Annotated in this window: 26 protein-coding genes and 2 riboswitches; of the genes, 17 read left to right on the top strand and 9 right to left on the bottom strand. The window is 70.7% G+C overall.

Features of this window, described 5'->3' with window-relative positions:
- Positions 1-5: 5 nt before the first annotated feature.
- Together ACX80K_RS05810 and ACX80K_RS05805 are read right to left on the bottom strand one after the other, a co-directional pair.
- A complete protein-coding gene (locus ACX80K_RS05810; RefSeq protein WP_459270923.1) occupies positions 6-995 on the bottom strand; it encodes a permease prefix domain 1-containing protein in 990 nt (329 codons plus the stop codon).
- Positions 992-1,336, bottom strand: coding sequence for a PadR family transcriptional regulator (locus tag ACX80K_RS05805; RefSeq protein WP_459270922.1), 345 nt, complete (start codon positions 1,334-1,336; stop codon positions 992-994). The genes ACX80K_RS05810 and ACX80K_RS05805 overlap by 4 nt, the downstream gene beginning before the upstream one ends.
- Positions 1,337-1,455: 119 nt before the next feature.
- Between ACX80K_RS05805 and ACX80K_RS05800 the strand changes: the two genes are divergently transcribed.
- The 3 genes from ACX80K_RS05800 to ACX80K_RS05790 all read left to right on the top strand — a co-directional run bounded on the left by ACX80K_RS05800 (position 1,456) and on the right by ACX80K_RS05790 (position 3,509).
- Positions 1,456-1,854 (top strand): cupin domain-containing protein, encoded by a 399-nt coding sequence (locus ACX80K_RS05800; RefSeq protein ID WP_459270921.1) that lies wholly within the window; start codon positions 1,456-1,458, stop codon positions 1,852-1,854.
- Between the two features lie 58 nt (positions 1,855-1,912).
- Positions 1,913-2,137, top strand: a complete 225-nt coding sequence (locus ACX80K_RS05795) for a hypothetical protein (protein ID WP_459270920.1) — start codon at positions 1,913-1,915, stop codon at positions 2,135-2,137.
- 362 nt (positions 2,138-2,499) lie between these two features.
- A riboswitch (cyclic di-GMP riboswitch) is annotated at positions 2,500-2,574 on the top strand.
- Between the two features lie 122 nt (positions 2,575-2,696).
- On the top strand, positions 2,697-3,509 hold the full coding sequence (locus ACX80K_RS05790; RefSeq protein ID WP_459270919.1) for a response regulator transcription factor: 813 nt from the start codon (positions 2,697-2,699) through the stop codon (positions 3,507-3,509).
- Between the two features lie 7 nt (positions 3,510-3,516).
- On the opposite strand, the gene ACX80K_RS05785 is transcribed toward ACX80K_RS05790, so the two are convergent.
- The 6 genes from ACX80K_RS05785 to ACX80K_RS05760 all read right to left on the bottom strand — a co-directional run bounded on the left by ACX80K_RS05785 (position 3,517) and on the right by ACX80K_RS05760 (position 9,532).
- Positions 3,517-3,969, bottom strand: a complete 453-nt coding sequence (locus ACX80K_RS05785) for a hypothetical protein (protein ID WP_459270918.1) — start codon at positions 3,967-3,969, stop codon at positions 3,517-3,519.
- Between the two features lie 164 nt (positions 3,970-4,133).
- Positions 4,134-4,427, bottom strand: coding sequence for a DUF6221 family protein (locus tag ACX80K_RS05780; protein WP_459270917.1), 294 nt, complete (start codon positions 4,425-4,427; stop codon positions 4,134-4,136).
- A gap of 85 nt (positions 4,428-4,512) precedes the next feature.
- On the bottom strand, positions 4,513-6,033 hold the full coding sequence (locus ACX80K_RS05775) for a sensor histidine kinase (protein ID WP_459270916.1): 1,521 nt from the start codon (positions 6,031-6,033) through the stop codon (positions 4,513-4,515).
- A 29-nt stretch (positions 6,034-6,062) separates the two neighbouring features.
- Positions 6,063-6,809, bottom strand: coding sequence for a response regulator transcription factor (locus tag ACX80K_RS05770; RefSeq protein WP_459270915.1), 747 nt, complete (start codon positions 6,807-6,809; stop codon positions 6,063-6,065).
- Between the two features lie 100 nt (positions 6,810-6,909).
- On the bottom strand, positions 6,910-7,161 hold the full coding sequence (locus ACX80K_RS05765; protein WP_459270914.1) for a hypothetical protein: 252 nt from the start codon (positions 7,159-7,161) through the stop codon (positions 6,910-6,912).
- Positions 7,162-7,381: 220 nt separating this feature from the next.
- The gene (locus ACX80K_RS05760; protein ID WP_459270913.1) at positions 7,382-9,532 is read right to left on the bottom strand and encodes an MMPL family transporter; all 2,151 of its coding nucleotides are present in this window, start codon (positions 9,530-9,532) and stop codon (positions 7,382-7,384) included.
- 100 nt (positions 9,533-9,632) lie between these two features.
- On the opposite strand from ACX80K_RS05760, the gene ACX80K_RS05755 reads away from it, so the two are divergent.
- The 5 genes from ACX80K_RS05755 (at position 9,633) to ACX80K_RS05735 (ending at position 14,291) form a co-directional block, all read left to right on the top strand.
- Positions 9,633-10,103 (top strand): MarR family winged helix-turn-helix transcriptional regulator, encoded by a 471-nt coding sequence (locus ACX80K_RS05755; RefSeq protein WP_459270912.1) that lies wholly within the window; start codon positions 9,633-9,635, stop codon positions 10,101-10,103.
- Positions 10,104-10,132: 29 nt separating this feature from the next.
- Positions 10,133-10,930, top strand: a complete 798-nt coding sequence (locus ACX80K_RS05750) for a methyltransferase domain-containing protein (RefSeq protein ID WP_459270911.1) — start codon at positions 10,133-10,135, stop codon at positions 10,928-10,930.
- A gap of 71 nt (positions 10,931-11,001) precedes the next feature.
- Complete coding sequence (locus ACX80K_RS05745) at positions 11,002-11,511, top strand: low molecular weight protein-tyrosine-phosphatase (RefSeq protein WP_459270910.1); 510 nt, start codon at positions 11,002-11,004, stop codon at positions 11,509-11,511.
- A 23-nt stretch (positions 11,512-11,534) separates the two neighbouring features.
- Complete coding sequence (locus ACX80K_RS05740) at positions 11,535-12,152, top strand: LysE family transporter (RefSeq protein ID WP_459270909.1); 618 nt, start codon at positions 11,535-11,537, stop codon at positions 12,150-12,152.
- Positions 12,153-12,155: 3 nt separating this feature from the next.
- Positions 12,156-14,291 (top strand): chorismate-binding protein, encoded by a 2,136-nt coding sequence (locus tag ACX80K_RS05735; RefSeq protein ID WP_459270908.1) that lies wholly within the window; start codon positions 12,156-12,158, stop codon positions 14,289-14,291.
- A 35-nt stretch (positions 14,292-14,326) separates the two neighbouring features.
- Here the strand turns inward: ACX80K_RS05735 and ACX80K_RS05730 are convergent, their stop codons facing one another.
- The gene (locus tag ACX80K_RS05730) at positions 14,327-15,202 is read right to left on the bottom strand and encodes a GAF domain-containing protein (protein WP_459270907.1); all 876 of its coding nucleotides are present in this window, start codon (positions 15,200-15,202) and stop codon (positions 14,327-14,329) included.
- A gap of 284 nt (positions 15,203-15,486) precedes the next feature.
- Between ACX80K_RS05730 and ACX80K_RS05725 the strand changes: the two genes are divergently transcribed.
- The 9 genes from ACX80K_RS05725 to ACX80K_RS05685 all read left to right on the top strand — a co-directional run bounded on the left by ACX80K_RS05725 (position 15,487) and on the right by ACX80K_RS05685 (position 24,290).
- The gene (locus ACX80K_RS05725) at positions 15,487-16,242 is read left to right on the top strand and encodes an ANTAR domain-containing protein (protein WP_459270906.1); all 756 of its coding nucleotides are present in this window, start codon (positions 15,487-15,489) and stop codon (positions 16,240-16,242) included.
- A 48-nt stretch (positions 16,243-16,290) separates the two neighbouring features.
- Entirely contained in the window at positions 16,291-16,890 is a 600-nt protein-coding gene (locus ACX80K_RS05720; RefSeq protein WP_459270905.1) for a GNAT family N-acetyltransferase, read from the top strand.
- Positions 16,891-17,040: 150 nt separating this feature from the next.
- Complete coding sequence (locus tag ACX80K_RS05715; protein WP_459270904.1) at positions 17,041-17,148, top strand: Rv0909 family putative TA system antitoxin; 108 nt, start codon at positions 17,041-17,043, stop codon at positions 17,146-17,148.
- Between the two features lie 281 nt (positions 17,149-17,429).
- Positions 17,430-18,407: an ABC transporter substrate-binding protein gene (locus tag ACX80K_RS05710; protein WP_459270903.1), complete on the top strand. Its 978-nt coding sequence runs from the start codon at positions 17,430-17,432 to the stop codon at positions 18,405-18,407.
- A 96-nt stretch (positions 18,408-18,503) separates the two neighbouring features.
- On the top strand, positions 18,504-20,027 hold the full coding sequence (locus ACX80K_RS05705; RefSeq protein WP_459270902.1) for a sugar ABC transporter ATP-binding protein: 1,524 nt from the start codon (positions 18,504-18,506) through the stop codon (positions 20,025-20,027).
- Complete coding sequence (locus tag ACX80K_RS05700) at positions 20,024-21,055, top strand: ABC transporter permease (RefSeq protein ID WP_459270901.1); 1,032 nt, start codon at positions 20,024-20,026, stop codon at positions 21,053-21,055. The genes ACX80K_RS05705 and ACX80K_RS05700 overlap by 4 nt, the downstream gene beginning before the upstream one ends.
- Positions 21,055-22,068, top strand: a complete 1,014-nt coding sequence (gene yjfF, locus ACX80K_RS05695; protein ID WP_459270900.1) for a galactofuranose ABC transporter, permease protein YjfF — start codon at positions 21,055-21,057, stop codon at positions 22,066-22,068. The genes ACX80K_RS05700 and yjfF overlap by 1 nt, the downstream gene beginning before the upstream one ends.
- A gap of 35 nt (positions 22,069-22,103) precedes the next feature.
- Positions 22,104-22,982 carry an aminodeoxychorismate lyase gene (locus tag ACX80K_RS05690; RefSeq protein WP_459270899.1) on the top strand — a complete coding sequence of 293 codons (879 nt, stop codon included), beginning with the start codon at positions 22,104-22,106 and terminating at the stop codon, positions 22,980-22,982.
- Positions 22,983-23,089: 107 nt separating this feature from the next.
- Positions 23,090-23,207, top strand: a riboswitch (SAM riboswitch).
- 165 nt (positions 23,208-23,372) lie between these two features.
- Positions 23,373-24,290 carry an ABC transporter substrate-binding protein gene (locus ACX80K_RS05685; RefSeq protein ID WP_459270898.1) on the top strand — a complete coding sequence of 306 codons (918 nt, stop codon included), beginning with the start codon at positions 23,373-23,375 and terminating at the stop codon, positions 24,288-24,290.
- Positions 24,291-24,298 lie beyond the last annotated feature (8 nt).

Below are 24,298 nucleotides of genomic sequence, written 5' to 3'. Positions count from 1 at the left end.
GCGGATCAGCGCCCCACGAGGACCGGCCGCCGCGTCGCCGGCAGCGACGCCCGCTTCGCCCTCAGGAATCCGTCCACCACGTCCCAGGCTGCCATCAGCACCACCGCGGCGGTCACGATGGAGGCGACGGTCCAGCCGCCGCCCGTCGCGACGGCCGGATCCCAGCCGACCTCGGTGACGAAGTCCGGATTGAGCAGCCGCCCCCCGGACCAGAGGAGCACCGCGGGCACCGCGAAGGCGAGGTTGAGGACGAGGTTCAGGGCGGCGGCCGTCCACGACCAGTCCCGCAGATAGACCCATGAGGCGAAGGCGGCCTCGGCGACCAGCAGCCCGAGGAACCAGGGGACCCAGAAGGCCCAGAGCTCGGGATCGAGGAGCGGGATCGCACGTCCGTCGGGCCCCCGGACGACGGAGGACACATGCTGCCAGACGATGGCCACCGCCAGCGCGGCGAGGAGGACGACGGACGCGACGAACTCCGGCAGGCGGGCACGGCGGGAGTGGTCGGGCAGGGCGGGAAGACTTTCGGGCGACCACTGGATACCGGCATCCGCGGTGCCCGCCCGCTCGAGGAGGACGAACACGAGTGTGGTCCAGAACCCGAGATGCACCGTCACGCTGAGGGCCGTCGCCACCGCGCCACCGATGGCGCCGCCGGGATCGCCCCGGCTCAGGAACTGCGCGAGGAAGACCACCACGGTGACGATCGGCACGACGATGGCGAGGAGGGTCTTCAGGAGACGCAGCCAGTCGAGGTAGTACCGCGGTCCGATCAGCGTGAGCGGCCGGTCCGCGTAGTCGGCCGCGAGACGCTCCGGATCCCCGAGCTGCACGAGCGCCGCGCGCTCGGCCGCGCCCGGCTCCTCCCCCGGCACCCGGCGAGCCTGCAGGGTCTCCTCGATCAGTTCCCGGATCTCGGGTTCGAGGTCGGAGCGCTGGGGCTCCGGGACGGTCCGCACTGCGGCCCACACATAGCGATCGGTCAGCGTGGTCATGGCACTTCCCCTTCGGCGAGGCGATGGAGCGAGGTGGTCAGCCGGTCCCAGTCGGCCGTGAGGGTGGCGGCGAGGTCGTCGCCGGCCGGGCTCGTCCGGTAGAACTTCCGCGGACGGGACTCGGCAGTGTTCCACTCGCTCGTCAGCAGTCCCTGTTTCTCCAGGCGCCGCAGGAGTGGATAGAGCGTGTTCCCGTCGACCTGGATGTCCAAAACGTCGAGGGACTCGAGGAGCGAGTACCCGTAGTCGGGGGTGCGCAGCCGCGTGAGGCAGGCCAGGACGACCGTCCCGCGCCGTAACTCCTGCAGGTGTCCGGCAATCAGGTCCTCGTCGGGTTTCATGCGGAAATAATACTGTGCGTTACACACCATAGCAAGAGGCACAGCAATGGGAGCCACGAGCGATGGGAACCGTCCCCCCGCACCGTCTACCCTCTGTCACATCGATCCAGGAGGCATTCATGGACACCGACACGCCGACCGGGAGCTCTCCCCGGGTTCCAGCGCCGCCGCGCGCCATCCCGGCGGGAGAGCTCGCACTGCCCGGCAGCAGGACACGCCGGTTCGACGGCGGCGCCTTCGGTTCCGCCGCCTCCTACTTCGCGGTGGACAACGACCCCGGGGACACCGTCGCCCTGCACCGGCATCCGTACACCGAGACGTGGGTGGTCCTCGAGGGCCACGTGCGGTTCACGGTCGGCACCGCGGGAGTCGCCGGGGCGCCCGGCGATACCGTCGTCGCGCCTGCCGAGGTCTGGCACGGCTTCACGAACGACGGCGACGGTCCGCTGCGGATGATGTGCATCCACGCTTCGCCGCGCATCATCCAGGAGTGGAAGGACGACGACGGACCCGCGTAGCCCTGCCCGGCCCTGCCTGCCCGGACCGTCAGGGACGCAGGGTGCGATACTGGGCGGCATGGACCTCGAACAGTGGTGGAGCGGCGTCACGCCGGAGACCCGGGACTGGCTGATCGCCCACAACGGAGAGGCGCTGACCCCCGAGGTCGTGGCGGACATCAGCGCTGCGGGCGGCCTCGTGGCCTCCGACTCCTGGTGGATGGGTGCGCGCGGACCCGACGGCCTGTTCCTGTCGGACGCCGCGACCGACTGGATCGAGGAGCGGGCGAACGGCGAGGAGTAGTGGTATCTCAGCGCCGCCCGGGGCCGGCAGCCTCGATGTGGTCGCCGGCCTCGACGGTGCCGTCCGACGACGCGATCTGCAGGGCCGCGCCGGCGGGGACTGCGCGTTCCCCCGTTCACGTCCAGGACGCCGTTGCCGTCGCCCGACGGCCCGTTCACGACATCAGTGCCGCCGGTGACGCTCGCATCGCCGGCGGAGTCCACCCCGTCGCCCTCGGAACGGATGGTCAGGGTCCACCCGGTCACGGTGATCGGGCCCCGGACGCACCGGGAAGCGGCGGTTCAGGCGCGGCCTGGAGCCGCACGCCGCCGGTCACCGAAGTGTCAGTAGGGGTTGCTACTATCGTCGGGCGGGCAACCGCTCGTCGATAAAGGCAAACCCGGTGCGAACCGGGGACGCAAAGCCACGGGACCCACGCGGTCAGCCGGGCCGCCGAAGAGAACAGGTCCACGGAGTATGGCTCGGACAACCCAATTCAATATCGCTCCTGAACCGATCGGATGCCGTGCCCGCGGGCTCGCGTCAGCCGACGTGCGAAGCCACCGCGGGACTTGCCGGCATGAGTAGCTCAGCTTCCGGTGAGCTGCGGGCCGCCGTCGTCATCGAGGACGACCTCGATATCCGCAATCTGGTCTCGGCCATCCTCGCGCAGGGAGGCTTCCAGGTCACCGGGGCTGCCACCGGACGGGAAGGCGTCGACGTCGTCCGCCAGGAACACCCGACCGTCGTGACCCTCGACATCGGCCTACCCGACATCGACGGGTACGAGGTGCTGCGGCGGATCCGCTCCACCACCGACTGCTACGTGATCGTCCTGAGCGGCCGCGACGACGAGCTCGATATCCTGACCGCCCTCCAGGCCGGCGCCGACGACTACGTCCTGAAGCCGTTCCGCCCCCGCGAACTGCGGGCCCGTATCGACGCGATGCTCCGCAGGCCCCGGGCCGAGCAGGTGGCGCAGCACCCGTCGGCGCAGTCCGCCGCGCCCGCCGCTGCCCCCGTCCGCATCGACGACGATCCGCGGGAACTGTCCGACACCCTCCTGCGCAACGGCATCCTCGTCGTGGACGGTGAGGCCCGCACCGCGAGCTGCGCCGGTGTCGAGCTGCCGCTCACGAAGACCGAGTTCAACCTCCTGCACGAACTGATGAGGAGCAACGGTGCCGTGCGGACCAAGGAGGAGCTGGTGCGTGTGTCGCGGGGCCGGGACTACCGCGGCTACAACTTCGTGAGCCGCACGGACGAGCGGGCCATCGAGGTGCACATCGCCAATCTCCGCCAGAAGCTCGCGCGGACGAAGGGGGATCCTGACGTGATCGTCACCGTGCGCGGGGTCGGGTTCCGGATCGTGCCGGGGAGCACCTCGCGCTGAACCGGCCTCAGGGGCGTTCGGGGTGGATGTCCCGGAGTTCGCCGACGGTCGCGGCAGCGCAGGCTCGCAGCAACGCCACGGTACGCCGGGCGCCGTCGAGGTTCCCGGCCACGATCAGGCGGTGGGTCGCGCGTCCTGCCTGGACGAGGCGCAGGGCGCCCACCATCGATGACGACGCGGTCACGCTCAGGACGGCGTCCTCGGCGCCGCGGGAATCCCCCTCCGCGAGCCGGAGGTCCAGCCGGTCGATCTTCCCTGCCAGCCCGGCACAGAAATCGCGGGCGAACCGGTGCACGGCGGCGGGGTCCGAGAAATCACGCTCCATCTCCTGCAGGACGCGCGGGTCGAGGATGTCCATCGCCTTCCCCGACGCGTCCGGGACGTCGGCGTCGCCCCCGAGGGGCGCGACGCCACGCTCCTGGTGCTGGCCAGGGGTAGGCGGGACGGAATGGATGGGCACAGTCCAAGGGTAGTGACCCGCGCCCCGTCCGGAGCAGTGCCTCGATGTTCTTGCGCAAAGCTTGCGGAAGGATGCCGGCCCGTGGTCATGCAGCTCCCGTCGGCGGTGCCGGCCCTGCTTCCGGGGCGGGTGAGTGTCGGTCGCGCGGGCCTTGACCCCCGGGACTAGGCCGTCAGGTCCTTCAATCCTGCCCCCGCCGAGGCCCGCCACTCGGCCCTGTAATCGGCGTGGCCAGCCCACGGGCGGGCGAGCAGTCGGAGGACGGACGTGCTGCTGCGCGTGTCGAGCTCCATGACGGCGTAGCGGAGGAGCTCACGCTTGCCCTCGCATTCCGCGAGGACGCGCTGGGGGTCGTACCAGCCCCCGACCCCCCACACTTCCTCCGGGAGGCTGCCCCTGCGGGCCGCATTCTCGTCCTCGGTGATGCGTGCGTCCAGAAAAGCGGCGATGTCGTCCATACGTAGAGGGTAGCGAGCTTCGCGCGTATAAGCGCCACGCCACGGACATCTAAAATTTCCCGGTGCCGCCTGCCGGCGCCGGGGCCTACGCGTGTTCCCCTGCGGCGTGGCCCGCCGGGGAGAGCGGCCGGGCGAGCGGCAGGTCCACCCGGAACTGCGTGCGACCGGGCTCGCTGCTCACGCTGATCGCCCCGCCGTTGGCCTCCGCGAGCGCCCGGACGATGGCGAGTCCCAGCCCGGTGCTGCCGGCGTTCGCCGAGCGGGCGGCGTCGGCCCTGCTGAACCTCGTGAAGATGGTGTCGAGGAACGCGGGATCGATCCCCGGCCCGGAGTCGGTGACGGTGATGGTGGCCGTGCCGCCCGTGACGGCGAGTGCCGTGGCGATGGCAGTACCTGATGGGGTGTGTTTGTGGGCGTTGGAGAGCAGGTTGATGAGCACCTGCCGGACCTCCGCTTCGACGGCCCGCACCTCGACGGGCTCGTCGGGCAGGTCGAGGCTCCAGGAGTACCCGGGCGCTGCGACCCGGGCGTCGCTCGTCGTCTCGATCACGAGTTCGGTGAGGTCGACGTCAGTCGCCTCTCCGCGCTGGCCCTCGTCGAGGCGTGCGAGGAGCAGGAGGTCCTCGACGAGCGAGGACATGCGCCTCGATTCGCTGTCGACGCGTTCGAGAGCGGCCCGTCCTGACGGGCTGACGGTCTCGCTCATCAGGACCAGCTCGGTGTACCCGCGGATCGAGGTGAGGGGCGTCCGGAGCTCGTGGCTGGCGTCGGCCACGAACCGGCGGACCCTCAGCTCGCTCGCGTGGCGTTCCCGGAGGGCATCCGTGACGTGGTCGATCATCCCGTTGAGGGCCAGCCCGACGGTCCCGACCTCCGTGCCGGGCCGTGCGACGGCCGGAGGGACACGGACGGGGACGGCGACCTCCCCCGAGGAGAGGGGCAGCTGCGAGACGGAGGTCGCGACGGCGGACAGTTCCTCGAGCGGGCGCAGCGACCGGCGGATGATCACGGTCCCGGCGAGTCCGGTGAGCACCAGGCCTGCGAGGGAGAGGCCTGCGACGGTGATGTCGAGGGACACGAGCGTGCTGTCGCGCTCGGTCGTGGAGAGGCCCGTGACCAGGACGCCCCCGCCGACGTCACCGGAGCCGCCGGCGTCGTCGCCGACATCGCCGGGGAGGACCGCCGCGTCGACGCGGTAGTGGCCGGTGCTCAGGGTCAGTTCCTCGGGGCCCGCCACCGGGTCGAGACCCGCCAGCAGGTCGAGGTCCGCGGCGGTGAGGGGATCGGTGCTGCCGTCGTCCTGCACGAGGGCGGAACCCCGTACGTCGCCGTCGTCGAACACCGCGTTGAGGGTCCCTGGGCGCTGCCCGGCCGCGTTCTCAGGGTCGACGTCGCGCGACGGCCGCTGGTCGTCGCCGGGAGGGCGCCCGCCGGGGAACCCCGCCCGACCTGCGGCGGGGGTGAGGGCGTCGTCGAGCTGCCGCGTCAGGTAGCTGCTCATCGCGAGGTGGCTGAGCACACCGATCGCCATGCAGATCGTCGTGAGGAGGGCGAGCGTCGCGAGGATCAGCTTGGTCCGCAGGTGGAGCGGCCTGCGGCCTGCCACCGGGCGGGTCCGGGGCGTGCCGGGAGCTGTCACGGAGCCGCGGGCTTGAGGACGTACCCGGCGCCGCGCACCGTGTGGATCATGGGTGTGCGCCCGACGTCGATCTTCTTGCGGAGGTAGGAGATGTAGAGCTCGACGATGTTGGCCTGGCCGCCGAAGTCGTACTTCCACACGCTGTCGAGGATCTGAGACTTGCTGACCACGCGGCGCGGGTTCTCCATGAGGTAGCGCAGCAGCTCCCACTGGGTGGAGGTCAGGGCGATATCGTCGCCGCCTCGGGTGACCTCGCGGGTGTCGACGTTCATCACGAGGTCCCCGACGACCAGTTCTGCGGAGTCCGACGCCGCGACACCCGAGCGCTGGACGAGGCGGTGGAGGCGCAGCATCAGCTCCTCCATGCTGAAGGGCTTGGTGACGTAGTCGTCGCCGCCCGCGGACAGCCCGGAGATGCGGTCCTGCACGGCGTCCTTCGCGGTCAGGAACAGTGCGGGGACGTTCGGTGCGAAGGCGCGGATCTTCTTCAGCGCCTCGATACCGTCCACGCCCGGCATCATGACGTCGAGCACCAGGACGTCGGGGCGGAAGTCCCGCGCGGCGGACACCGCGGTGCGGCCGTCGTTCGCCGTCGTCACGCTCCAGCCGACCATGCGCAGGCCCATGCTGACGAGTTCCGCGAGGCTCGTCTCGTCGTCCACCACGAGTGCCCGGATGGGGCTGCCGTCGGGGTGCGCGAGGCGCGGCAGGTTGTCGGTCATGGAGTGGGAGGCGTCGGCCATCGGGTCTTCCTGGAAACGTCGGAGATCGTTCTGGGGAACCGGCGCGGGCCGGGCGGGCGTTGCGGTCCAGTATCCCCCACGGGGCGGACCGGCGGGACGGTCAGGCCCGCTGGGGCCCGGCGGCGCCCTGGTCGAGGGAGCCGCCCGTGTCCTGGCGGCGGACGACCGCCTGCTCGGCAGGCGCTATGGTCCCGACGACGACGGCGTGCGCTTCCGCCGCCGGAGCGGCCCCGGTGCCCGCTGGCGCGAACGCCGTCGTGCCGAGGACCGCGGCCAGCGCCATCGCGCCGAGCGCGGCCCGCAGGCCCCTGCGTCCGGGCGTGAGGTCGGGGGTGGGTCGGTAGCTGATCATGGTGTCCTCCTGGCGGATCGGGCGTTGTCCCTCCACTGTGCCGCCCGCACCTAGCGCGCTCCTTTCCGGGAGCTGTGCGGCTGCTGTGCAGGAAACTCCCAGCTTCCGCACGTCCTGCCACCCGGCGCGCACGGAGTGGGCGCGGTGGGCGCGGGGTGCCGCCGGACACCGCCGGGGCCGCCCCTGTGCCGGCACAGGCGCGCGGCACCCGCCCGGCGGGCTACCGCGGGGACGGAACCCTGCCCAGCTTCGACGGCCACCAGATCCTCGGCCCGATGTCGTAGGCCAGCGCGGGGATCAGCAGCGACCGCACCAGCACGGTGTCCAGCAGCACGCCGAAGGCCACGATGAAGGCGATCTGCGCGAGGAACAGCACCGGGATGACGCCGAGCGCCGCGAAGGTCGCGGCCAGCACCACGCCCGCGGAGGTGATGACCCCGCCGGTGACCCCCAGCCCGCGCAGGATCCCGGGCCGCGTGCCGATGCGCAGCGACTCCTCGCGCACCCGCGTCATGAGGAAGATGTTGTAGTCCACGCCCAGCGCCACGAGGAACACGAAGGCGAAGAGCGGCACCGACGCATCGGCGCCCTCGAACCCGAAGACGTTGTTGAAGACGAGCGCGGAGACACCCAGCGCCGTCGCGTTCGACAGCGCCACGCTGGCCACGAGGAGCACGGGCGCCAGGACCGAGCGCAGCAGGACGATGAGGACCACGAGGATGACCGCCAGGACGATCGGGATGATCTTCACGAGGTCGGCGAGCGCGGTGTCGTTCGTGTCGACCGCCACCGCCGTGACACCGCCCACGAGGGCATCCGGGCTGGCGTCGTCGAGCGCGGTCCGCAGTTCGCGCACCACGTCCTCGGCCTCCTCCGAGTCGGCCTGGTACGCGAGGGTCCCGCTGATGAGCACCCGCCCGTCCTCCACGACGGCGGCACCGCCCGGATCGGCGGTGAGCGTCGCCCCGGAGATGCCCTCCTGCCCGGCGACGACGTCGAGGGCCGCGTCCTGGTCCGCTTCCGGCGCGACGACGTAGACCGGGCTTCCGGACCCCGCGTCGAAGTGCCGGCCCAGCGCGTCCTGCCCGTCGACGGCGTTCGACGGCGTGAGGATCAGGGCCGACTGCGGGACGCCGCTGGCCTGCAGCTGCGTGAGCCCGAGCGCGCCGGCCACGAGGATGAGCAGGGATGCGATCCAGAGGACGCGCGGGCGGCGGGCGACCTGCAGGGCCACGCGCCTCCAGATCCCCTTGAGCCGCTCGAGCCCGGTCTCCGCGCCGGTGTCCGTCGGCGCTGCGTGCCGGCCGTGGTGCGGCGCGACGACGGTGGCGAGTGCCGGGTCGTAGCGGGGGCGCAGCGGCCAGAACGCGGCCCTGCCGAAGAGCAGCAGGAGCGCGGGCAGCAGGGTGAGGGCGGCGCCGAGCGAGAAGACGATGCCGATCGCGGCGATGGGCCCGAGGCTCTTGTTCGAGTTGAGGTCGGAGAACAGCAGGCAGAGCAGCCCGAGGATGACCGTGGCGCCGGACGCCACGATCGGCTCCACCGAGCTGCGGTACGCCACACGCAGCGCGTCCCACGTCGTCTCGTGCTCGGCGAGCGCCTCCCGGAACCGCGCCACGAGCAGCAGGGCGTAATCCGTGGCCGCACCGATCACGAGGATGGAGAGGATGCCCTGGCTCTGCCCGCTGAGCTTGATCCACTCGAGCTGCGCGAGGCCGAAGACCAGCAGGATCGACGTCGAGAGGGCGAAGACCGAGGTCAGCAGGACCAGGAACGGCAGCACGACCGAGCGGTACACGGCGAGGAGGATGATGAACACCGCACCGAGCGCCACGCCGAGCAGGATGCCGTCGATCCCGCCGAAGGCCCCGACGAGGTCGTTGGTGAAGCCCGCCGGTCCGGTGACGTAGCCGCTCACGCCGTCGGGCAGTTCCTCCGTCAGCACCGTGCGCAGCTCGCCTACCACCTCGGCGAGCTCCGCGTCGGAGGAGACGAAGGCGATGTACTGCACCGCGAGCCCGTCCTCGGAGGGGACGGGCCCGGCGACCGGCGGTGCACCCTCGGCCGGCGGTTCGAGTCCTTCGACCTCCCCGAGCGTGGCGGCGAGGTCCTCGAACGGGCCGAGGTCCCGCGGGTCGATCACCGTGTCCGATTCGGCGACGATCACTGCGGGGATGGCATCGGAGTCGCTGAAGCGCTGCTGCAGCTCGCCCGCCTCCGTGGACTCCGCGCTCGCGGGCAGGAACGACGCCTGGTCGTTGCTCGAGACCTCCTCGAGCCGTCCGAACGTGGGACCGCCGATCGCCGCCCCGATCAGCCAGACCAGGACGACCACCGCGGGCAACAGCACCCTCAACCATCTGCTCTTCATGAATTTCCCTGCCTTCCCAAGTTATCTCTATGGCAAAGTATATCTATGGTGGAGATAATTGTCATCGGCCTAAACTGGAGGGGAAGGAAGGCGAGGACCCATGGCCGCGAGGGAAGATCTCATGGCACTGCTGCGGCAGTTCACCGTCGAGACGGACCGCTACGTCGATGTCGCGAGCGAGCGGGACAGCCTCTACCGGACCGACCTGCACGCCCTGAGCATCATGATGGGCGCGGCCCGTGCCGGGCTCACCGTCACCCCCGGCCTGCTGCGGGAGGAGCTGAACCTCAGTTCGCCCGCCACCACGGCCCTCGTCGACCGCCTCGATTCGGCCGGCCACGTGACCCGGCGTCGCAGCGACGTCGACCGGCGGCAGGTCCACCTCGAGATGACCGAGAAGGCACGCTCCACGGGCGCGATGCTGTTCGCCCCCCTCGCCCGGCACATCAACGCCGTCCTCGACCGCTACTCCGAGGAGCAGCTGGAGCTCCTGCGCGACATGCTGCAGGACGTCACCGATGCCACGGTCGCGGCCCGGGATGTGGCGCTGGACGACGTGGATGCTGGCTGAGCGCCCTTCCGGCGGTTAGCCTTCGGAACATGAACGACGAGGTCTACTCCCACGGACACCACCCGAGCGTCACGACGGCACACGCGGCGCGGACCGTCGCCTCCTCGGCCGCCTACCTCGAGCCCTTCCTCGAGGCCGGGCTGGACGTCCTGGACATCGGCTGCGGACCGGGCAGCATCACGGCGGGTTTCGCCGACCTCGTGGGACCGGGCTCGGTGGTGGGCCTCGACAGTTCGGCGGACGTCGTCGCGCAGGCGTCCCGGGCGTACGCCGACGTGGCGAACGTCGCGTTCCGCGAGGGCAACGTGTACGACCTCGACGTGCCCGACGAATCGTTCGACGTCGTCCACGCGCACCAGCTCCTGCAGCACCTGGCCGACCCCGTGGCGGCGCTGCGCGAGATGCGGCGCGTCGTCCGGCCCGGGGGGATCGTCGCCGCACGCGACGCCGACTTCGGAGCCATGACCTGGTTCCCGGCCGTCGACGAGCTCGACGAATGGCGCGAGCTCTACCGCACGCTCGCCCGCGGCAACGGCGGCGAGCCCGATGCCGGACGCCGCCTCCCGGGTTGGGCGGCCGAGGCGGGGTTCGCGGACGTCGAGGTGTCGTCGTCGAACTGGATCTACGTCACGCCCGAGGACCGCCGCGTCCACGCGGAGTCGTGGGCACAGCGGGTGCTGCACTCGGCCTTCGCCGGGCAGACCCTCGAGCGCGGCCTGGCCGACCAGCGCACCCTCGAACGACTGGCGGAGGGGTGGCGCAGGTGGTCGAGGGCCGACGGGGGCGTGTTCCTGATGCCGAGCCTGGAGATCCTCGCGCGGGACTGACCCGCGGAGTGCCCTCCTCGCCGCCTCCCTCCCGCCGTGCCCGGAACGGGTACCGCCGCTAGGCTGGCCCGATGTACCGCATCGTCACCGTCTGCACCGGGAACATCTGCCGCTCCCCGATGGCCGAACTCATGCTGACCCGTGCCTTCGCGGAGGCGGGCATGGCGGACGACGTCACGGTCGACTCCGCGGGCACCACGGACTGGGAGGCGGGCAGGCCCATCGACGAGCGGGCGGCGGCGAAGCTGGCCGAGCTCGGCATCGACAGCCACCGGCACAGGGCACGCCGCTTCGAGCAGGGCTGGTACGGCGAGCGCGACCTCATCCTCGCCCTCGACCTCGACCACTACCGCCACCTGCGCGAGAACTCCCCCGACGAGGGCGCGCGCGAGAAGATCCACCTCCTCCGCGAATTCGACCCCTCGACGACGGACATCGGGCTGGAACACCTCGGCATCTACGACCCCTGGTACGGCGACGCGAGCGACTTCGAGGCCACCTGGAAGATGGTCGACGGCGCGGTCGAGGGCGTCGTACGGTTCGTACGCCACGAGCTCGACGCCGAGGGTCCGGACGCCTGACGTGCCATGCGTACCATGATCGGGTGAACCCCTCCCTCTGGCTGGCGCTCCTCGGTGCCCAGACGCTCATCAGCTTCATGCCCGGCGCGGGAGCCGTCAACACCATGAGCAACGCCCTCACGGCCGGATTCCGCCGCTCCCTCTGGGGCATCCTCGGGCAGCAGGCGGCCCTCCTGGTGCACATCGCCATCGCCGGCGCGGGCGTCGGGCTCCTCGTCGCGAACTCGCCCCTCGCCTTCGACGTCATCCGCTACACGGGCGCCGCGTACCTCGTCCACCTCGGTGTGCGGAAATTCCTGCAGAAGCCCGAGCACAGCGAGGTCCGCGCCCTGCAGGGTGGCGAGGGGTCGCTCTCGATGTTCCGCCGCGGCGTGTGGGTCAACCTGCTCAACCCGAAGGCCATCGTCTTCTTCCTCGCGCTGATCCCCCAGTTCATCCGGCCGGAGGAGCCCCTGCTGCGCCAGTACGGGGCGCTGACCGCGACGGTGATCGTCGTCGACGTCCTCGTCATGTGGTTCTTCTACGCCGGCGCCGCACGCTCGTTCCGGCGCTTCACCGAGGACGACCGCGGCCAGCTCGTCCTGAACCGCACCTTCGGTTCCCTCTTCGTGGGCGTCGGCGTGCTGCTCGCCCTGGCCTGACCCGTGCCCGCCGCGCCCAGCACCGCACCCGCCACCCCACCCCTGCTCATCGCGATCGACGGGCGGTCCGGTGCCGGCAAGACGACCCTCGCCGTCGAACTCGCCGCCCTGCTGCGCGAGCACCACACGGTCGGCCTCTTCCACCTCGAGGACATCTACCCGGGGTGGGACGGGCTAGACGCCGGGATCACCCGCTACGTGGAGCACGTCCTCACCCCGTTACGGCAGGGGCGGACGGCACGGTGGAACGCCTGGGACTGGGCGCAGGGGCAGGACGGTGCGGAGCGCACGACGGCGGCGGCCGAGATCGTGATCCTGGAGGGCGTGGGCGCCGCGGCGGCTGCGGCGCGCTCCCGGCTCGACGCCGTCATCTGGGTGGAGGCCGACGCGCAGGTCCGGCAGCGGACCGCGATCGAGCGCGACGGCGACGCCTACGCCCCGTTCTGGCAGCGCTGGGCCGACCAGGAGGACCGCTGGCTGGCGGCCGACGATCCCGGCGCGGCCGCGGACGTCGTCGTGCAGGGCCACCACGGGCCACCGTCACCGCAGGCCGTGCGCCTCGCCCTCACCGGGCTGCCCGCCTGCACCGTGCTGCTGGCACCGGAGCGTGCGGGCCGGCGCGGGCTCGTCCTGGACTGCGAGCGCCTTCCGGCCGCCCCGGACGCCGCGGCACTGTTCTCCACCCTCTACGGCGACGCGCCCGCGGCCGTCTGGCTCGACAGCTCGGACGCCGGGACGGACGCGCTGCCGGACGGGCGCAACCGGTTCACCATCATGGCCGACGCCGGCGGCGCCTTCGGGCAGCGCGCCCTGCACCGGGACGGCGTCACGGACATCGTGGCCGGGCCGGTGACGACGCGGATCAGGGAGCCCTTCTTCCGGTGGCTCGACGACGTCTGGGGCCGGCGGGCCGTGCGCGTGCCCGACGGCCTCGCCTGCGACTTCGGGCTCGGCTGGCTGGGCTACCTCGGCTACGGACTGAGACGGGAGACGGGCGGCGCCGCCGCCTCGCCCGCGGGGGACCTGCCCGATGCCGCGCTGCTGTTCGCGGGCCGCGCCGTCGTCCTCGACCATGCCGACGACACGGTCTTCCTCCTGACCCTCTCCGACGGACGGCCCGACCCCGACCGGGACGCCTGGCTGTCCCGGGCACGGGACGCCGTCGCCGCACCCGGCCCTCCCCCGGTGCCGCCCCCGTTGCCGGTGCCCCGCTTCGGAGCGCGCGATACGCGCGACGGGTACCTCGCGAAGATCCGCCGGGCCCAGGCCGAGATCGCCGACGGCAACACCTACGAGGTGTGCCTGACGACGTCGCTGTCGGCGCGGATCGACGGCGCGGACCGCCTCGACCCGCTGGACGCATACCTCCGGCTGCGCGCAGCGAGCCCGGCCCCGTTCGCGCACTACCTGCGCTTCCCCGGGTTCGCCGTCGCGAGCACCTCGCCCGAGCGTTTCCTGCGGCTCACCACCGACGGACGGATGCGCGCCGAACCGATCAAGGGGACGCGGGGGCGTTCGTCCGATCCCGCCACCGACGCCGCCCTGCTCGACGACCTCCGGACGTCGGCGAAGGACCGCGCGGAGAACATCATGATCGTCGACCTCCTCCGCAACGACCTCTCCCACCACGCGATCCCGGGCTCGGTCGCGGTGAGCCGACTGTGCGACATCGAGACGTACGCGACGGTGCACCAGATGGTCAGCACCATCGACGCCCGCCTGCGCCCGGGGAGTGCGCGGGCCGGGGTCGTCGCCTCGGCCTTCCCCGCCGGCTCGATGACCGGGGCGCCGAAGATCAGCACCATGGTGATCCTCGACCGGCTGGAGGGGGCGCCGCGCGGCCCCTACTCGGGCGCCGCCGGGTACTTCAGCCTCACCGGCGCCACGGATCTCGCCGTCGTCATCCGCACGCTCGTCCTCGAGGAGATGGGGGCGGTCGGGGAGGGGCCGGACGACGGCGGCACGCGCCTGACGCTCGGAGTGGGCGGGGCGATCACCGCCGACTCGGATCCCGAGGAGGAGTGGGAGGAGGTGCGCACCAAGGCGCGCGGGGTCCTCTCGGCCCTCGGCGCGGTCTTCCCGTCGGGCGACGGCGAGCACGATCCCTCCGACGCCGCCGGAGGGTCCGGCACGCCCTGAGGGCGGGGCCGTCCGTCGGCGGTCGTATCGGCGGACTAGCCGACCGGTCCCCGCCACATCTCGTCCTGGACGTGCTGGGCGAAGGCCCGCAGGTCGCGGACGTCGTTCTCCGTGAACTCCCGCGGCTTGTCGTCCATCACGCAGAGCGAGCCGATGCGCCACCCGTCCGGCGTGGTGAGCGGGTGACCGGCATAGAGGCGGACCTTCGGGCCGCCCGTGACGAGGGGGTGTTCCCGGTAGGTGAGGTGCTGGCGGGCGTCGGGGATCACGAGGGTGCGGTCCGCCGCGATCGTCACGGCGCAGAGCGACAGGCCGATCGGCAGGTCCGCGCCGATGGGTCCGGCCAGGGACTTGATCACCTGCCGGTCCTCGGCGATGAGGGCGATCGAGGACGAGCTCACATCGAACCACTCCCGGGTACGGGCGGTCAGGCGGTCGAACCGGGCCTCGGCGCCGGTGTCGAGCAGACCCGACCCGTAGAGCGCCTGGACGCGCCGGAACTCCAGATCCTCCAGCAGGTCCGACGACGAACCCGCCGGCGCTCCTCCGACCCCGTTGCTGCTCCGGGCCTCGGGCCGGAGCGCGCGGCGGTCGAACCCGTACCCGTCGGGGTCGGTGGTGAGCGGCCGGAGATACTCCTCGAACCCGGAGGAGGACGCGGCCCGGTCGGTGCTGTAGTGCGCGCCGTCGGCCATCGACCCGGTGGTGTCGATGATCTCGTTGATCGCATGGGCGATGAGGTCCCGGTCGCGGGACGGCAGGCGGGTCAGCCCCCGGAGGTATCCCTCGACCTCGAACTCGTCATGGGTGCCGCCCATCGCGGTGTAGCTCATGCCCACGTGCTCGAGGTCGATGCCTGCTGCCCGGGTCGCTTCGAGGGCCGTCCACTGCTGGAGGTACGCGTCTGTCATCGGTGGTTCCTTTCCCGTCGTCGACGATCCCAGGAGGATGCACCGGAAGCCGCCACGGCTGCCTTCCATCGTAGGACCCCCGGCCTCCCGTGCGCGGGAACGTCGGGGATCGGCGCGGGGGTGGACAGGCGGACGTCCGCGTGCCCCACCGACAGCGGGCTGGGGACCGCTGGCCGTATAGTTCTCGGGAGTGGTACCGCGTTCCGGGTCCTGCTGATACCGGCTCAGCAGGGAGCCCTCCTTCCGTGGTGCGAGAACTGTGCGATGAATGGACGAGTGCCCCAATGCCCGATGAAGACGAACTCGCCTACGAGACCGAGCGCGACCCGGTCGCGGCGCTCCTGCAGGACATGGTCCTCGAGAGCGAGGATGTGCAGGAGTTCCTCGCCGGGCTCGCGATCATGGCCGCCGAAGCGTTCACCGGGGCGTACGGCGAGGTGTTCTGCGGGGTGACGCTCCTGCGACCGCGGTCCATGATCACCGTCGCGAGCAGCAGCGACCGCGCCCGCGAGGTCGACGAGGTGCAGTACGGGTTCGACGACGGCCCCTGCCTCAGGGCCGCCCGCACCGGCGTCACGGTCCACATCCGGGACTTCCTGACCGAGGAGCGCTTCCCCGAGTACCGTGAGGCCATCGCGTCCTACGGGCTCCGCTCCGCGCTCGGCATCCCCATCCGCCTCGAGGACGGGGCCAGTGCGGGTCTCGATTTCTACTCCACCAGCCCGGACGTCTTCGACGAGAAGGGCATCGCCGTGGCCGAGGGCCTGGCGCGCGACGCCTCGCGGTCGCTGCGGCTGGCCGTCCGCATCGCCACGCTGAGCGAGGACAGCCGGAATCTCAAGGCCGCGATGACGTCCCGCACCACGATCGACACCGCCGTCGGTGCGATCATGGCCCAGAACAGGTGCACCCAGAAGGAGGCGTTCGCGATCCTCCGGCGGGCGTCGTCCTCCCGGAACGTGAAGCTGCGGGACCTCGCCGTCACCATCCTCGCGTCGGTCGGGCAGACGGAACCCCTCGCCACCCACTTCGAACACTGAGGGCCGCGTGGGCCAGTGACGAGGCCCCGACGCCGCTAGGGTCGGGGCATGAGCGCCCTCACCCCCGTCACCCTGCGCGGCACCCGCGTCCTCCTCGAGCCGCTCGCCCCCGGGCACCACGACGGTCTCGTCGCGGCGGCCCGCGACGGCGAACTATGGAGACTCTGGTACACCTCGGTGCCCGGTCCGGAGGGCATGGCACGGGAGATCGACCGGCGGCTCGCGCTGCAGGACGCGGGCACGATGCTGCCCTTCACCGCGCGGCTGGCCGCCGACGACGGGCCCGGCAGGATCATCGGCATGACCACGTACATGAACATCGACCGGGACACGCCGCGGGTCGAGATCGGATCCACCTGGAACGCCGCGTCGGCCCAGCGGACCGGCACCAACACGGAGTCCAAGTACCTGCTGCTCCGCCACGCCTTCGAGGTGATCGGATGCCCGGCGGTGGAGTTCCGCACGCACTGGCTCAACCACCAGTCACGGGAGGCGATCACCCGGCTCGGCGCGAAGCAGGACGGCGTGCTCAGGAGCCACACCCGGTCCGGGAACGGAGAGTTGCGCGACACCGTGGTCTACTCGATCCTCTCCCACGAGTGGCCCATGGTGCGCGACCACCTCCTCCACAGGATGTCGGCCCCCTGAGCATCCGCCCGGCGGTACGTTGTCAACCGGATCCTGCCGGTACCGCCCGTCCTTCCGACAGGTGCAGGATGAAGGCGTCAGACCGCGGCAGCTCCGGTGGGCCGCGGACCGGTTCGACTGAAAGCAGACTCTATGGCGGACATTGGTGGAATGGCTGACAAGGCCAAGGATTACGCACAGGACAACCCCGAGAAGGTGGACCAGGCCAAGGACAAGGCCACGGACGCCGTCGACGGGAAGAACGACGATCAGAAGTAACTGATCCCCTACCGGAGGCCGGGGCGCGACAACGCGTCCCGGTCTTCGTTTCTCCGCCGGATGCCGCCGGAAGCCGCTGCCCTTCCCCGGAGGATGCCGCCGTTCGCCGCCGGGGCCGCCGCACGCCCTCGCAGGGCTGCCGGAAATCGCCGCAGGATTGTGCCCGCTATCCCTTGACCGGCTATTTGTTACCGTTCACAATTGCCGCAGGGCTCCCCGCCCCTGCAGCAACGACGGTGCAGATAGCCCCTTGCTGTGGTCCCGAATCGTAGGAGGCAGCAGTGTTCAGGAAATCCTTCGTGGCGGTCGTTGCCGCCACCACCTTCGCCCTCACGGCCTGCGGCGGCGGGTCCGATTCCGGTGGCGGCGGCGCCTCCGACGACACGATCACCATGGGCTTCGCCCAGGTCGGCGCGGAGAGCGGCTGGCGCACCGCCAACACCAAGTCGATCCAGGAATCCGCCGAGGAAGCGGGCGTCGACCTCAAGTTCTCCGACGCGCAGCAGAAGCAGGAGAACCAGATCAAGGCGATCCGGTCCTACATCCAGCAGCAGGTGGACGTCATCGCCTTCTCGCCCGTGGTCGAGTCGGGCTGGGACACCGTGCTGAAGGAGGCGAAGGACGCGGAGATCCCCGTCATCCTCACCGACCGGTCCGTCGACTCCACCGACACCTCGCTGTACAAGACCTTCCTCGGCTCGGACTTCGTGGAGGAGGGCAAGAAGGCCGGCGACTGGCTCGTCGAGGACTCGGCCTCGACCGAGGGCCCGGTCAACATCGTGGAGCTGCAGGGCACCACCGGAGCGGCGCCGGCCATCGACAGGAAGGAAGGGTTCGAGGCTGCCATCGCGGCGGACCCCGACCTCAAGATCGTCCAGTCGCAGACCGGCGACTTCACGCGCAGCGGCGGCAAGCAGGTGATGGAGGCGTTCCTGAAGAACACGCCCGACATCGACGTGGTCTACGCCCACAACGACGACATGGGCCTGGGTGCCATCGAGGCCATCGAGGCCGCCGGCAAGGTGCCCGGCAAGGACATCAAGATCATCACCGTGGACGCCGTGAAGGACGGCATGACCGCCCTCGCGGACGGCAAGATCAACTACATCGTCGAGTGCAACCCGCTGCTCGGCGACCAGCTGATGGACCTGGCGGCCAAGGTGGTCGCGGGCGAGGAGGTACCGGCCCGCGTCGTCACCGAGGAGACGGCCTTCACGCCCGAGCAGGCCAAGGAAGTCCTCGCGAGCCGCGAGTACTAGGAACCGGGCCGGCCGTCCGCGGGGACGGCCGGGTCGCCAGGAGATCGGGATGCGGCAGGCCGGGCCCGCCGCATCCCGGGCACAGGAGGCAGATCCATGAGCGAGACCGTCCCCGTGGTGGACATGCAGGGCATCTCCATCGCCTTCCCGGGCGTGAAGGCGCTCGACGGCGTCGACTTCCGGCTGTTCCCGGGGGAGGTCCATGCCCTCCTGGGTGAGAACGGCGCCGGGAAATCCACCCTCATCAAGGCACTCACGGGGGTCTACGCGGTCGACGACGGCACCATCACCGTGATGGGGACCCGCCAGGGCTTCGCGACACCGGCGGCAGCGCAGGCCGCCGGGATCAGCACCGTGTACCAGGAGGTGAACCTCTGCCCCAACCTCTCCGTCGAGGAGAACATCCTGCTCGGGCGCGAACCCCGCAGGCGCGGCGCCATCCACTGGCGGGAGGTCCGCCGGAAGGCGGAGGAGGTCCTCGGGCAGCTGCAGCTGGGCCACATCGATCCCCGGTCCGTCCTGTCCTCGCACTCCATCGCGATCCAGCAGCTCGTCGCCATCGCACGCGCCATGCAGGTCGACGCCAGGGTGCTCATCCTCGACGAGCCCACCTCCAGCCTCGATGCGGACGAGGTCCAGCAGCTGTTCTCGGTCATCCGGACGCTGCGCGACCGGGGCGTCGCGATCCTGTTCGTGTCCCACTTCCTCGAGCAGGTGTACGAGGTCTCCGACCGCATGACGGTCCTCCGTAACGGCAGGCTCGTGGGTGAGTACCTGACCTCCGAGCTGCCGCGCATGGGCCTGATCTCGAAGATGATCGGCAAGGAGCTGGATGCCCTGGCCGAACTCGAGGAGGCGGAGAGCCGCCGCCATCCGGACCGCACGCAGGAAGTCCCGTTCCTCCGCGCGGAGGGCCTGGGCCGGAAGGGCTCGGTCCGGGACGTCACGGTCACCGTCCACGCCGGCGAGATCCTCGGCCTCGCGGGCCTGCTCGGGTCCGGCCGCACCGAGACGGCCCGGCTGCTCTTCGGCGTCGACAGGGCGGACCAGGGGCAGCTGAGCATCGGCGGGACCACGCGCACCCTACGCACCCCGCGGTCCGCGATCGAGCGCGGCATCGCGTTCTCCTCCGAGAACCGGAAGGAGGAGGGACTCATCGGGGACCTCTCGGTGCGCGACAACCTGATCCTGGCGATGCAGGCGGGCAAGGGCTGGTGGCGCCGCGTCCCCCGGACCACGCAGGACGAGCTGGCCGAGCGCTTCATCAGGGCCCTCGACATCCGCCCGGCCAACAAGGACTCGCTCATCCGTGACCTCAGCGGAGGCAACCAGCAGAAGGTGCTGCTCGCGCGCTGGCTCATCACCGATCCGAAACTGCTCATCCTGGACGAGCCGACCCGGGGCATCGACATCGGCGCCAAGACGCAGATCCAGAAGCTCATCAGCAGCCTGGCGGCCGACGGCATGTCCGTCGTCTTCATCTCGGCCGAACTCGAGGAAGTGCTGCGTCTCAGCGACCACATCGCCATCCTCAAGGACCGGCGGATGGTGGCGGACATACCCAACGACGGAGTCACCATGGAAGACGTCATGACGGTCATCGCGGGGACGAACGCATGAGCGCGCTGCTGAGGCACCGCCTCACCTGGCCCGTCCTCGCGCTGGTCCTCCTGCTCCTGCTCAACCAGCTCTTCCGCGCGGACTTCCTCTCGGTCCGCGTCCAGGACGGCCACCTGTTCGGGAGCCTCATCGACATCCTCCGCAACGGGGCCCCGACCCTCCTGATCGCCCTCGGGATGACACTCGTCATCGCCTCACGGGGCATCGACCTGTCGGTGGGTGCGGTCGCGGCGATCGCCGGCGCGATCTCCTGCATGTACATCTACAGCTCCCCCGACCCCACCTCCCTGCGGACCGCCGCCACGGGCGTCGCGATCGCCGTCGTCGCCGGCCTGGTCCTCGGCGCGTGGAACGGCTTCCTGGTCTCGGTCATCGGGATCCAGCCGATCATCGCTACGCTCGTCCTGATGACCGCCGGCCGGGGACTGGCGCAGCTGGTCACCGATGGCCAGATCATCTCCGTCTCCAACGACTCCTACCAGGCGATCGGCGCCGGTTTCTTCCTGGGCCTGCCCATCTCGATCCTCATCGCGGCGGCCGCGTTCGGCGTCGCGGGCCTGCTCACACGCCGCACGGCCCTCGGCACGCTCATCGAGGCCGTGGGCATCAACCCCGTGGCCGGCCGCCTCGCCGGACTCGATGCCCGCACCATCACCTGGACCGTGTACATCTTCAGCGGACTGTGCGCGGCGGTCGCCGGGCTCATGATCAGCTCAAACGTCACGGCGGCGGACTCCAACAACGCCGGGCTGTACATCGAGATGGACGCGATCCTCGCCGTCGTCATCGGCGGTACCTCCCTCGCCGGGGGCCGGTACAGCCTCGTGGGGACGCTCGTCGGAGCGCTCATCATCCAGACCCTGACCACCACCGTCTACACGCTGGGCATCCCACCCGAAGCCACCCTGGTCTTCAAGGCGCTCGTCGTGATCATCGTCTGCCTCCTGCAGTCCAGCAGGGCCCGCACCCTCCTGGGACGGCGCAGGCGTCCCGTGACCGAGCAGTCCACGGTGGAGGTGGCCGTCTGATGTCCGTCCTCACGCGCACACCCGCTCCGCTCGACCGCTCCCGGATCAGCCGCCTGCAGGGCAGGGCGCGGTACGCGCCCACCCTTGCGACGGTGGGCCTGTTCCTCGCGATGTTCGCCGTCGGCGCCGCCATGTACCCGGGGTTCCTGTCCGGGCAGGTCTTCCTCAACCTCCTGATCGACAACACCTTCCTCATCGTGCTCGCCGTGGGCATGACGTTCGTGATCCTCACCGGGGGCATCGACCTGTCGGTCGGCTCCGTCGTCGCGCTGTCCATGATGATCGCCGCCTCCCTCCTGCAGGCCGGCTGGAACCCGGTCGCGGTGATCGCCCTCGTGCTCCTGACGGGCGCGACCTTCGGCCTGCTCATGGGGCTGGTCATCCAGGTCTTCGAGATCCAGCCGTTCATCGTCACCCTCGCGGGCCTGTTCCTGGCGCGCGGCCTCTGCTACGTCATCAGCGTCGACTCCATCACCGTGACGGACCCGTTCTTCACGTCCATGGCCCAGGCGAGGATCCCGCTGGTGGGGAAGCTGTTCGTCTCCCCCGGCGTCGTGATCGCGCTGCTCGTCGTCGCCGCCGCGTTCTACGTACTGCACCAGACGCGGTTCGGCCGGACCGTGTACGCCATCGGCGGCGGCGAGTCCTCGGCGTTGCTCATGGGCCTCGCCGTCCCGCGCACGAAGGTCCTCGTGTACGGGATCAGCGGACTGTGCTCCGCGATCGCCGGGATCCTGTTCTCGTTCTACAGCCTCTCCGGGTACAGCCTGGCGGCCACGGGCCTCGAGCTGGACGCGATCGCCGCCGTGGTGGTGGGTGGGACGCTGCTCACCGGAGGGTACGGCTACGTGCTCGGGTCCCTCGCGGGGGTGCTCGTCCTCGGCATCGTCCAGACCTTCATTTCCTACGAGGGCACCCTCAGCTCCTGGTGGACGCGCATCGTGATCGGCGCCCTGCTCCTCGCGTTCATCCTGCTGCAGAAACTCTTCACCCGGAAGGTGAGACTCACCTGACGACCGCGGATCCTCCGGCCGATACGCTGGGACCCATGACCGTTCTCGTGTTCCTCGACCCCGCCTCCGACGACGGCAGGATCGCGGATGCCGCGCAGCCGCAGCTGATGGCCACCGATCTCGGTGCCACCCGCGGGGACGGGGTCTTCGAATCGATGCTGGCCGTCGACGGGACGCCCCGGAAGGAACAGGCGCACCTGGCGAGGCTCGCGGCGTCGGCCGCCGCCCTCGACCTCGCGGTGCCCGACGCCGGCGCGTGGAGCCGTGCCATCCGCACGGGCCTCCGCGAGTTCGCCGCGGCGGACCCGGGCAGGAGCACCGCCGTCGTGAAGCTGGTCGCCACGCGCGGCATGGAGGGCGCCGGACGCGCGACGGCGTGGGTGCAGGTCGCGCCCGTCCCGGCGGCCACGCTGGCGCAGCGCGAGGCGGGCCTGAAGGTCCTCCTGCTCGAGCGCGGGTACGACAGCACCGTGGCACAGCGCGCCCCGTGGCTGCTCCTGGGCGCCAAGACCCTCTCCTACGCGGTCAACATGGCCGCGATCCGCCACGCGAAGGCCGCCGGCGCCGACGACGTCATCTTCACCTCCTCCGACGGCAAGGTCCTCGAGGGGCCCACCTCCACCGTGCTGCTCGCCCACGAGCGCGACGGGCGGAAGACCCTCGTCACACCGCAGCTCGAGAGCGGGATCCTGGCGGGCACCTCGCAGGCCGCACTGTTCACCGCGGCGAAGGAGCAGGGGTGGGACCTCGGGTACGGTCCGCTCGAACCGCACCACCTCTTCGAGGCCGACGCCGTCTGGCTCATCTCGAGCATCCGGCTCCTCGCGCCGGTCCTCTCGCTCGACGGCCGGGAGCTCCGCACCTCGGCCGCCCTTACGGCCGAACTCACCGCACTCGTGGACCGTTTCGTGTAATCTCCGCCACACAATGCGCCCCAGGAGGCGGATTTCGACGTCAAGAACCGGAATAGTGACGTTCCCGTTTTGACCCGGCCCTCCGTGCTGCCCTAGCGTTTTGCTCAAATCAAGAGTTCCAGCCATCGGCCCTGGCCGGCTGGACAGCAACCCTCTCCCGTAGTGGGGTGCTCCAGGTGAAGATTCGGCCGCCGGGTCCAGTCCCCCGGTTGGCAAGTACGGCGTCGTGCGGTCCGTCCCGGTGTTTCCTCCGGGTCCGCCCGCCACAGCGCGCACAGCCCAGAACAGCGAGCGTGTCACCCAGCAGCCAGTCGTTCCCCCGCCGGCCTCCGGCGTCCAGCAGCCCCACCCAGCGCGCCCCTCTCGGGGCCCGCCTCGAAGAAGGACACCATGAACCTCTCCCGCAAGGTCCTCGCGGTACTGACCGTGCCCCTGCTCGCCCTGACCGTCTCCTGCGGCAGCAGCAGCAGCAGCGAACCCACCGAGACCACCGACGCCCTGGCCGGCAGCGACCAGCAGTCGCTGGACAAGTACACCACCGAGACCACCACCCCGGTCGAGGAGATCGACACGGCGGAACTCGGCCTCATCACCGACGGCACGCTGCGCGTCGGGACGCTCTCCGACGCACCGCCGAACATCTTCCTGGAGGACGGCGTCTTCACCGGCTACGACAACGAACTGCTGCGCGCCATCGGCGACAAGCTCGGCCTCGAGGTGGAGTTCGCGTCCACCGACTTCTCGGCGCTGCTCGCCCAGGTGCAGAACAAGCAGTACGACGTCGGATCCTCGTCGATCTCCACGACGGAGGCCCGTCGCGAGAACGTCGGCTTCACCAACGGCTACGACTTCGGCTACATGGCCGTCGTCGCGAAGAACGGCTCCTCGGTCACCGGCTTCGACTCGCTGTCCGAGAGCACCCGCATCGGCGTGGTCCAGGGAACCGTCCAGGACGACTACGTCTCCAACACCCTCGGCCTCGAGCCCGTGCGCTTCCCGGACTACAACACCGTGTACGCCAACGTGAAGAACGGCCAGGTGGACGCGTGGGTCGCGCCGTCGCAGCAGGCCACCGGACAGGTGAAGGAGGGCGACGACACCACGATCGCCGAGACGATCATCAACACCGAGAACTTCACCGCGTACGCCGTGAACAGCGAGAACCAGCCCCTCATCGACGCCCTCAATGCTGGCCTCGACGCCGTCGTCGCCGACGGCACCTGGACGGAGCTCACCGAGGAGTGGTACCCGGACCGCGAGATGCCCTCCGACTGGAAGCCCGGCAGCAAAGCCGTGGAAGTAAAGTAGCGGTCCCT

The organism is Arthrobacter sorbitolis, assembly GCF_054510995.1.
Note: the sequence above shows the minus strand (reverse complement) of the source record. Positions and strands in the feature narration are given on the sequence as shown.

Bases quoted from the DNA above. Each gene is read 5' to 3' on its own strand.
- ACX80K_RS05810 (WP_459270923.1), bottom strand. From the start codon at position 995: ATGACCACGCTGACCGATCGCTATGTGTGGGCCGCAGTGCGGACCGTC.
- ACX80K_RS05805 (WP_459270922.1), bottom strand. From the start codon at position 1,336: ATGAAACCCGACGAGGACCTGATTGCCGGACACCTGCAGGAGTTACGG.
- ACX80K_RS05800 (WP_459270921.1), top strand. From the start codon at position 1,456: ATGGACACCGACACGCCGACCGGGAGCTCTCCCCGGGTTCCAGCGCCG.
- ACX80K_RS05795 (WP_459270920.1), top strand. From the start codon at position 1,913: ATGGACCTCGAACAGTGGTGGAGCGGCGTCACGCCGGAGACCCGGGAC.
- ACX80K_RS05790 (WP_459270919.1), top strand. From the start codon at position 2,697: ATGAGTAGCTCAGCTTCCGGTGAGCTGCGGGCCGCCGTCGTCATCGAG.
- ACX80K_RS05780 (WP_459270917.1), bottom strand. From the start codon at position 4,427: ATGGACGACATCGCCGCTTTTCTGGACGCACGCATCACCGAGGACGAG.
- ACX80K_RS05770 (WP_459270915.1), bottom strand. From the start codon at position 6,809: ATGGCCGACGCCTCCCACTCCATGACCGACAACCTGCCGCGCCTCGCG.
- ACX80K_RS05765 (WP_459270914.1), bottom strand. From the start codon at position 7,161: ATGATCAGCTACCGACCCACCCCCGACCTCACGCCCGGACGCAGGGGC.
- ACX80K_RS05760 (WP_459270913.1), bottom strand. From the start codon at position 9,532: ATGAAGAGCAGATGGTTGAGGGTGCTGTTGCCCGCGGTGGTCGTCCTG.
- ACX80K_RS05755 (WP_459270912.1), top strand. From the start codon at position 9,633: ATGGCCGCGAGGGAAGATCTCATGGCACTGCTGCGGCAGTTCACCGTC.
- ACX80K_RS05750 (WP_459270911.1), top strand. From the start codon at position 10,133: ATGAACGACGAGGTCTACTCCCACGGACACCACCCGAGCGTCACGACG.
- ACX80K_RS05745 (WP_459270910.1), top strand. From the start codon at position 11,002: ATGTACCGCATCGTCACCGTCTGCACCGGGAACATCTGCCGCTCCCCG.
- ACX80K_RS05730 (WP_459270907.1), bottom strand. From the start codon at position 15,202: ATGACAGACGCGTACCTCCAGCAGTGGACGGCCCTCGAAGCGACCCGG.
- ACX80K_RS05725 (WP_459270906.1), top strand. From the start codon at position 15,487: ATGCCCGATGAAGACGAACTCGCCTACGAGACCGAGCGCGACCCGGTC.
- ACX80K_RS05720 (WP_459270905.1), top strand. From the start codon at position 16,291: ATGAGCGCCCTCACCCCCGTCACCCTGCGCGGCACCCGCGTCCTCCTC.
- ACX80K_RS05715 (WP_459270904.1), top strand. From the start codon at position 17,041: ATGGCTGACAAGGCCAAGGATTACGCACAGGACAACCCCGAGAAGGTG.
- ACX80K_RS05705 (WP_459270902.1), top strand. From the start codon at position 18,504: ATGAGCGAGACCGTCCCCGTGGTGGACATGCAGGGCATCTCCATCGCC.
- ACX80K_RS05700 (WP_459270901.1), top strand. From the start codon at position 20,024: ATGAGCGCGCTGCTGAGGCACCGCCTCACCTGGCCCGTCCTCGCGCTG.
- yjfF (WP_459270900.1), top strand. From the start codon at position 21,055: ATGTCCGTCCTCACGCGCACACCCGCTCCGCTCGACCGCTCCCGGATC.
- ACX80K_RS05690 (WP_459270899.1), top strand. From the start codon at position 22,104: ATGACCGTTCTCGTGTTCCTCGACCCCGCCTCCGACGACGGCAGGATC.
- ACX80K_RS05685 (WP_459270898.1), top strand. From the start codon at position 23,373: ATGAACCTCTCCCGCAAGGTCCTCGCGGTACTGACCGTGCCCCTGCTC.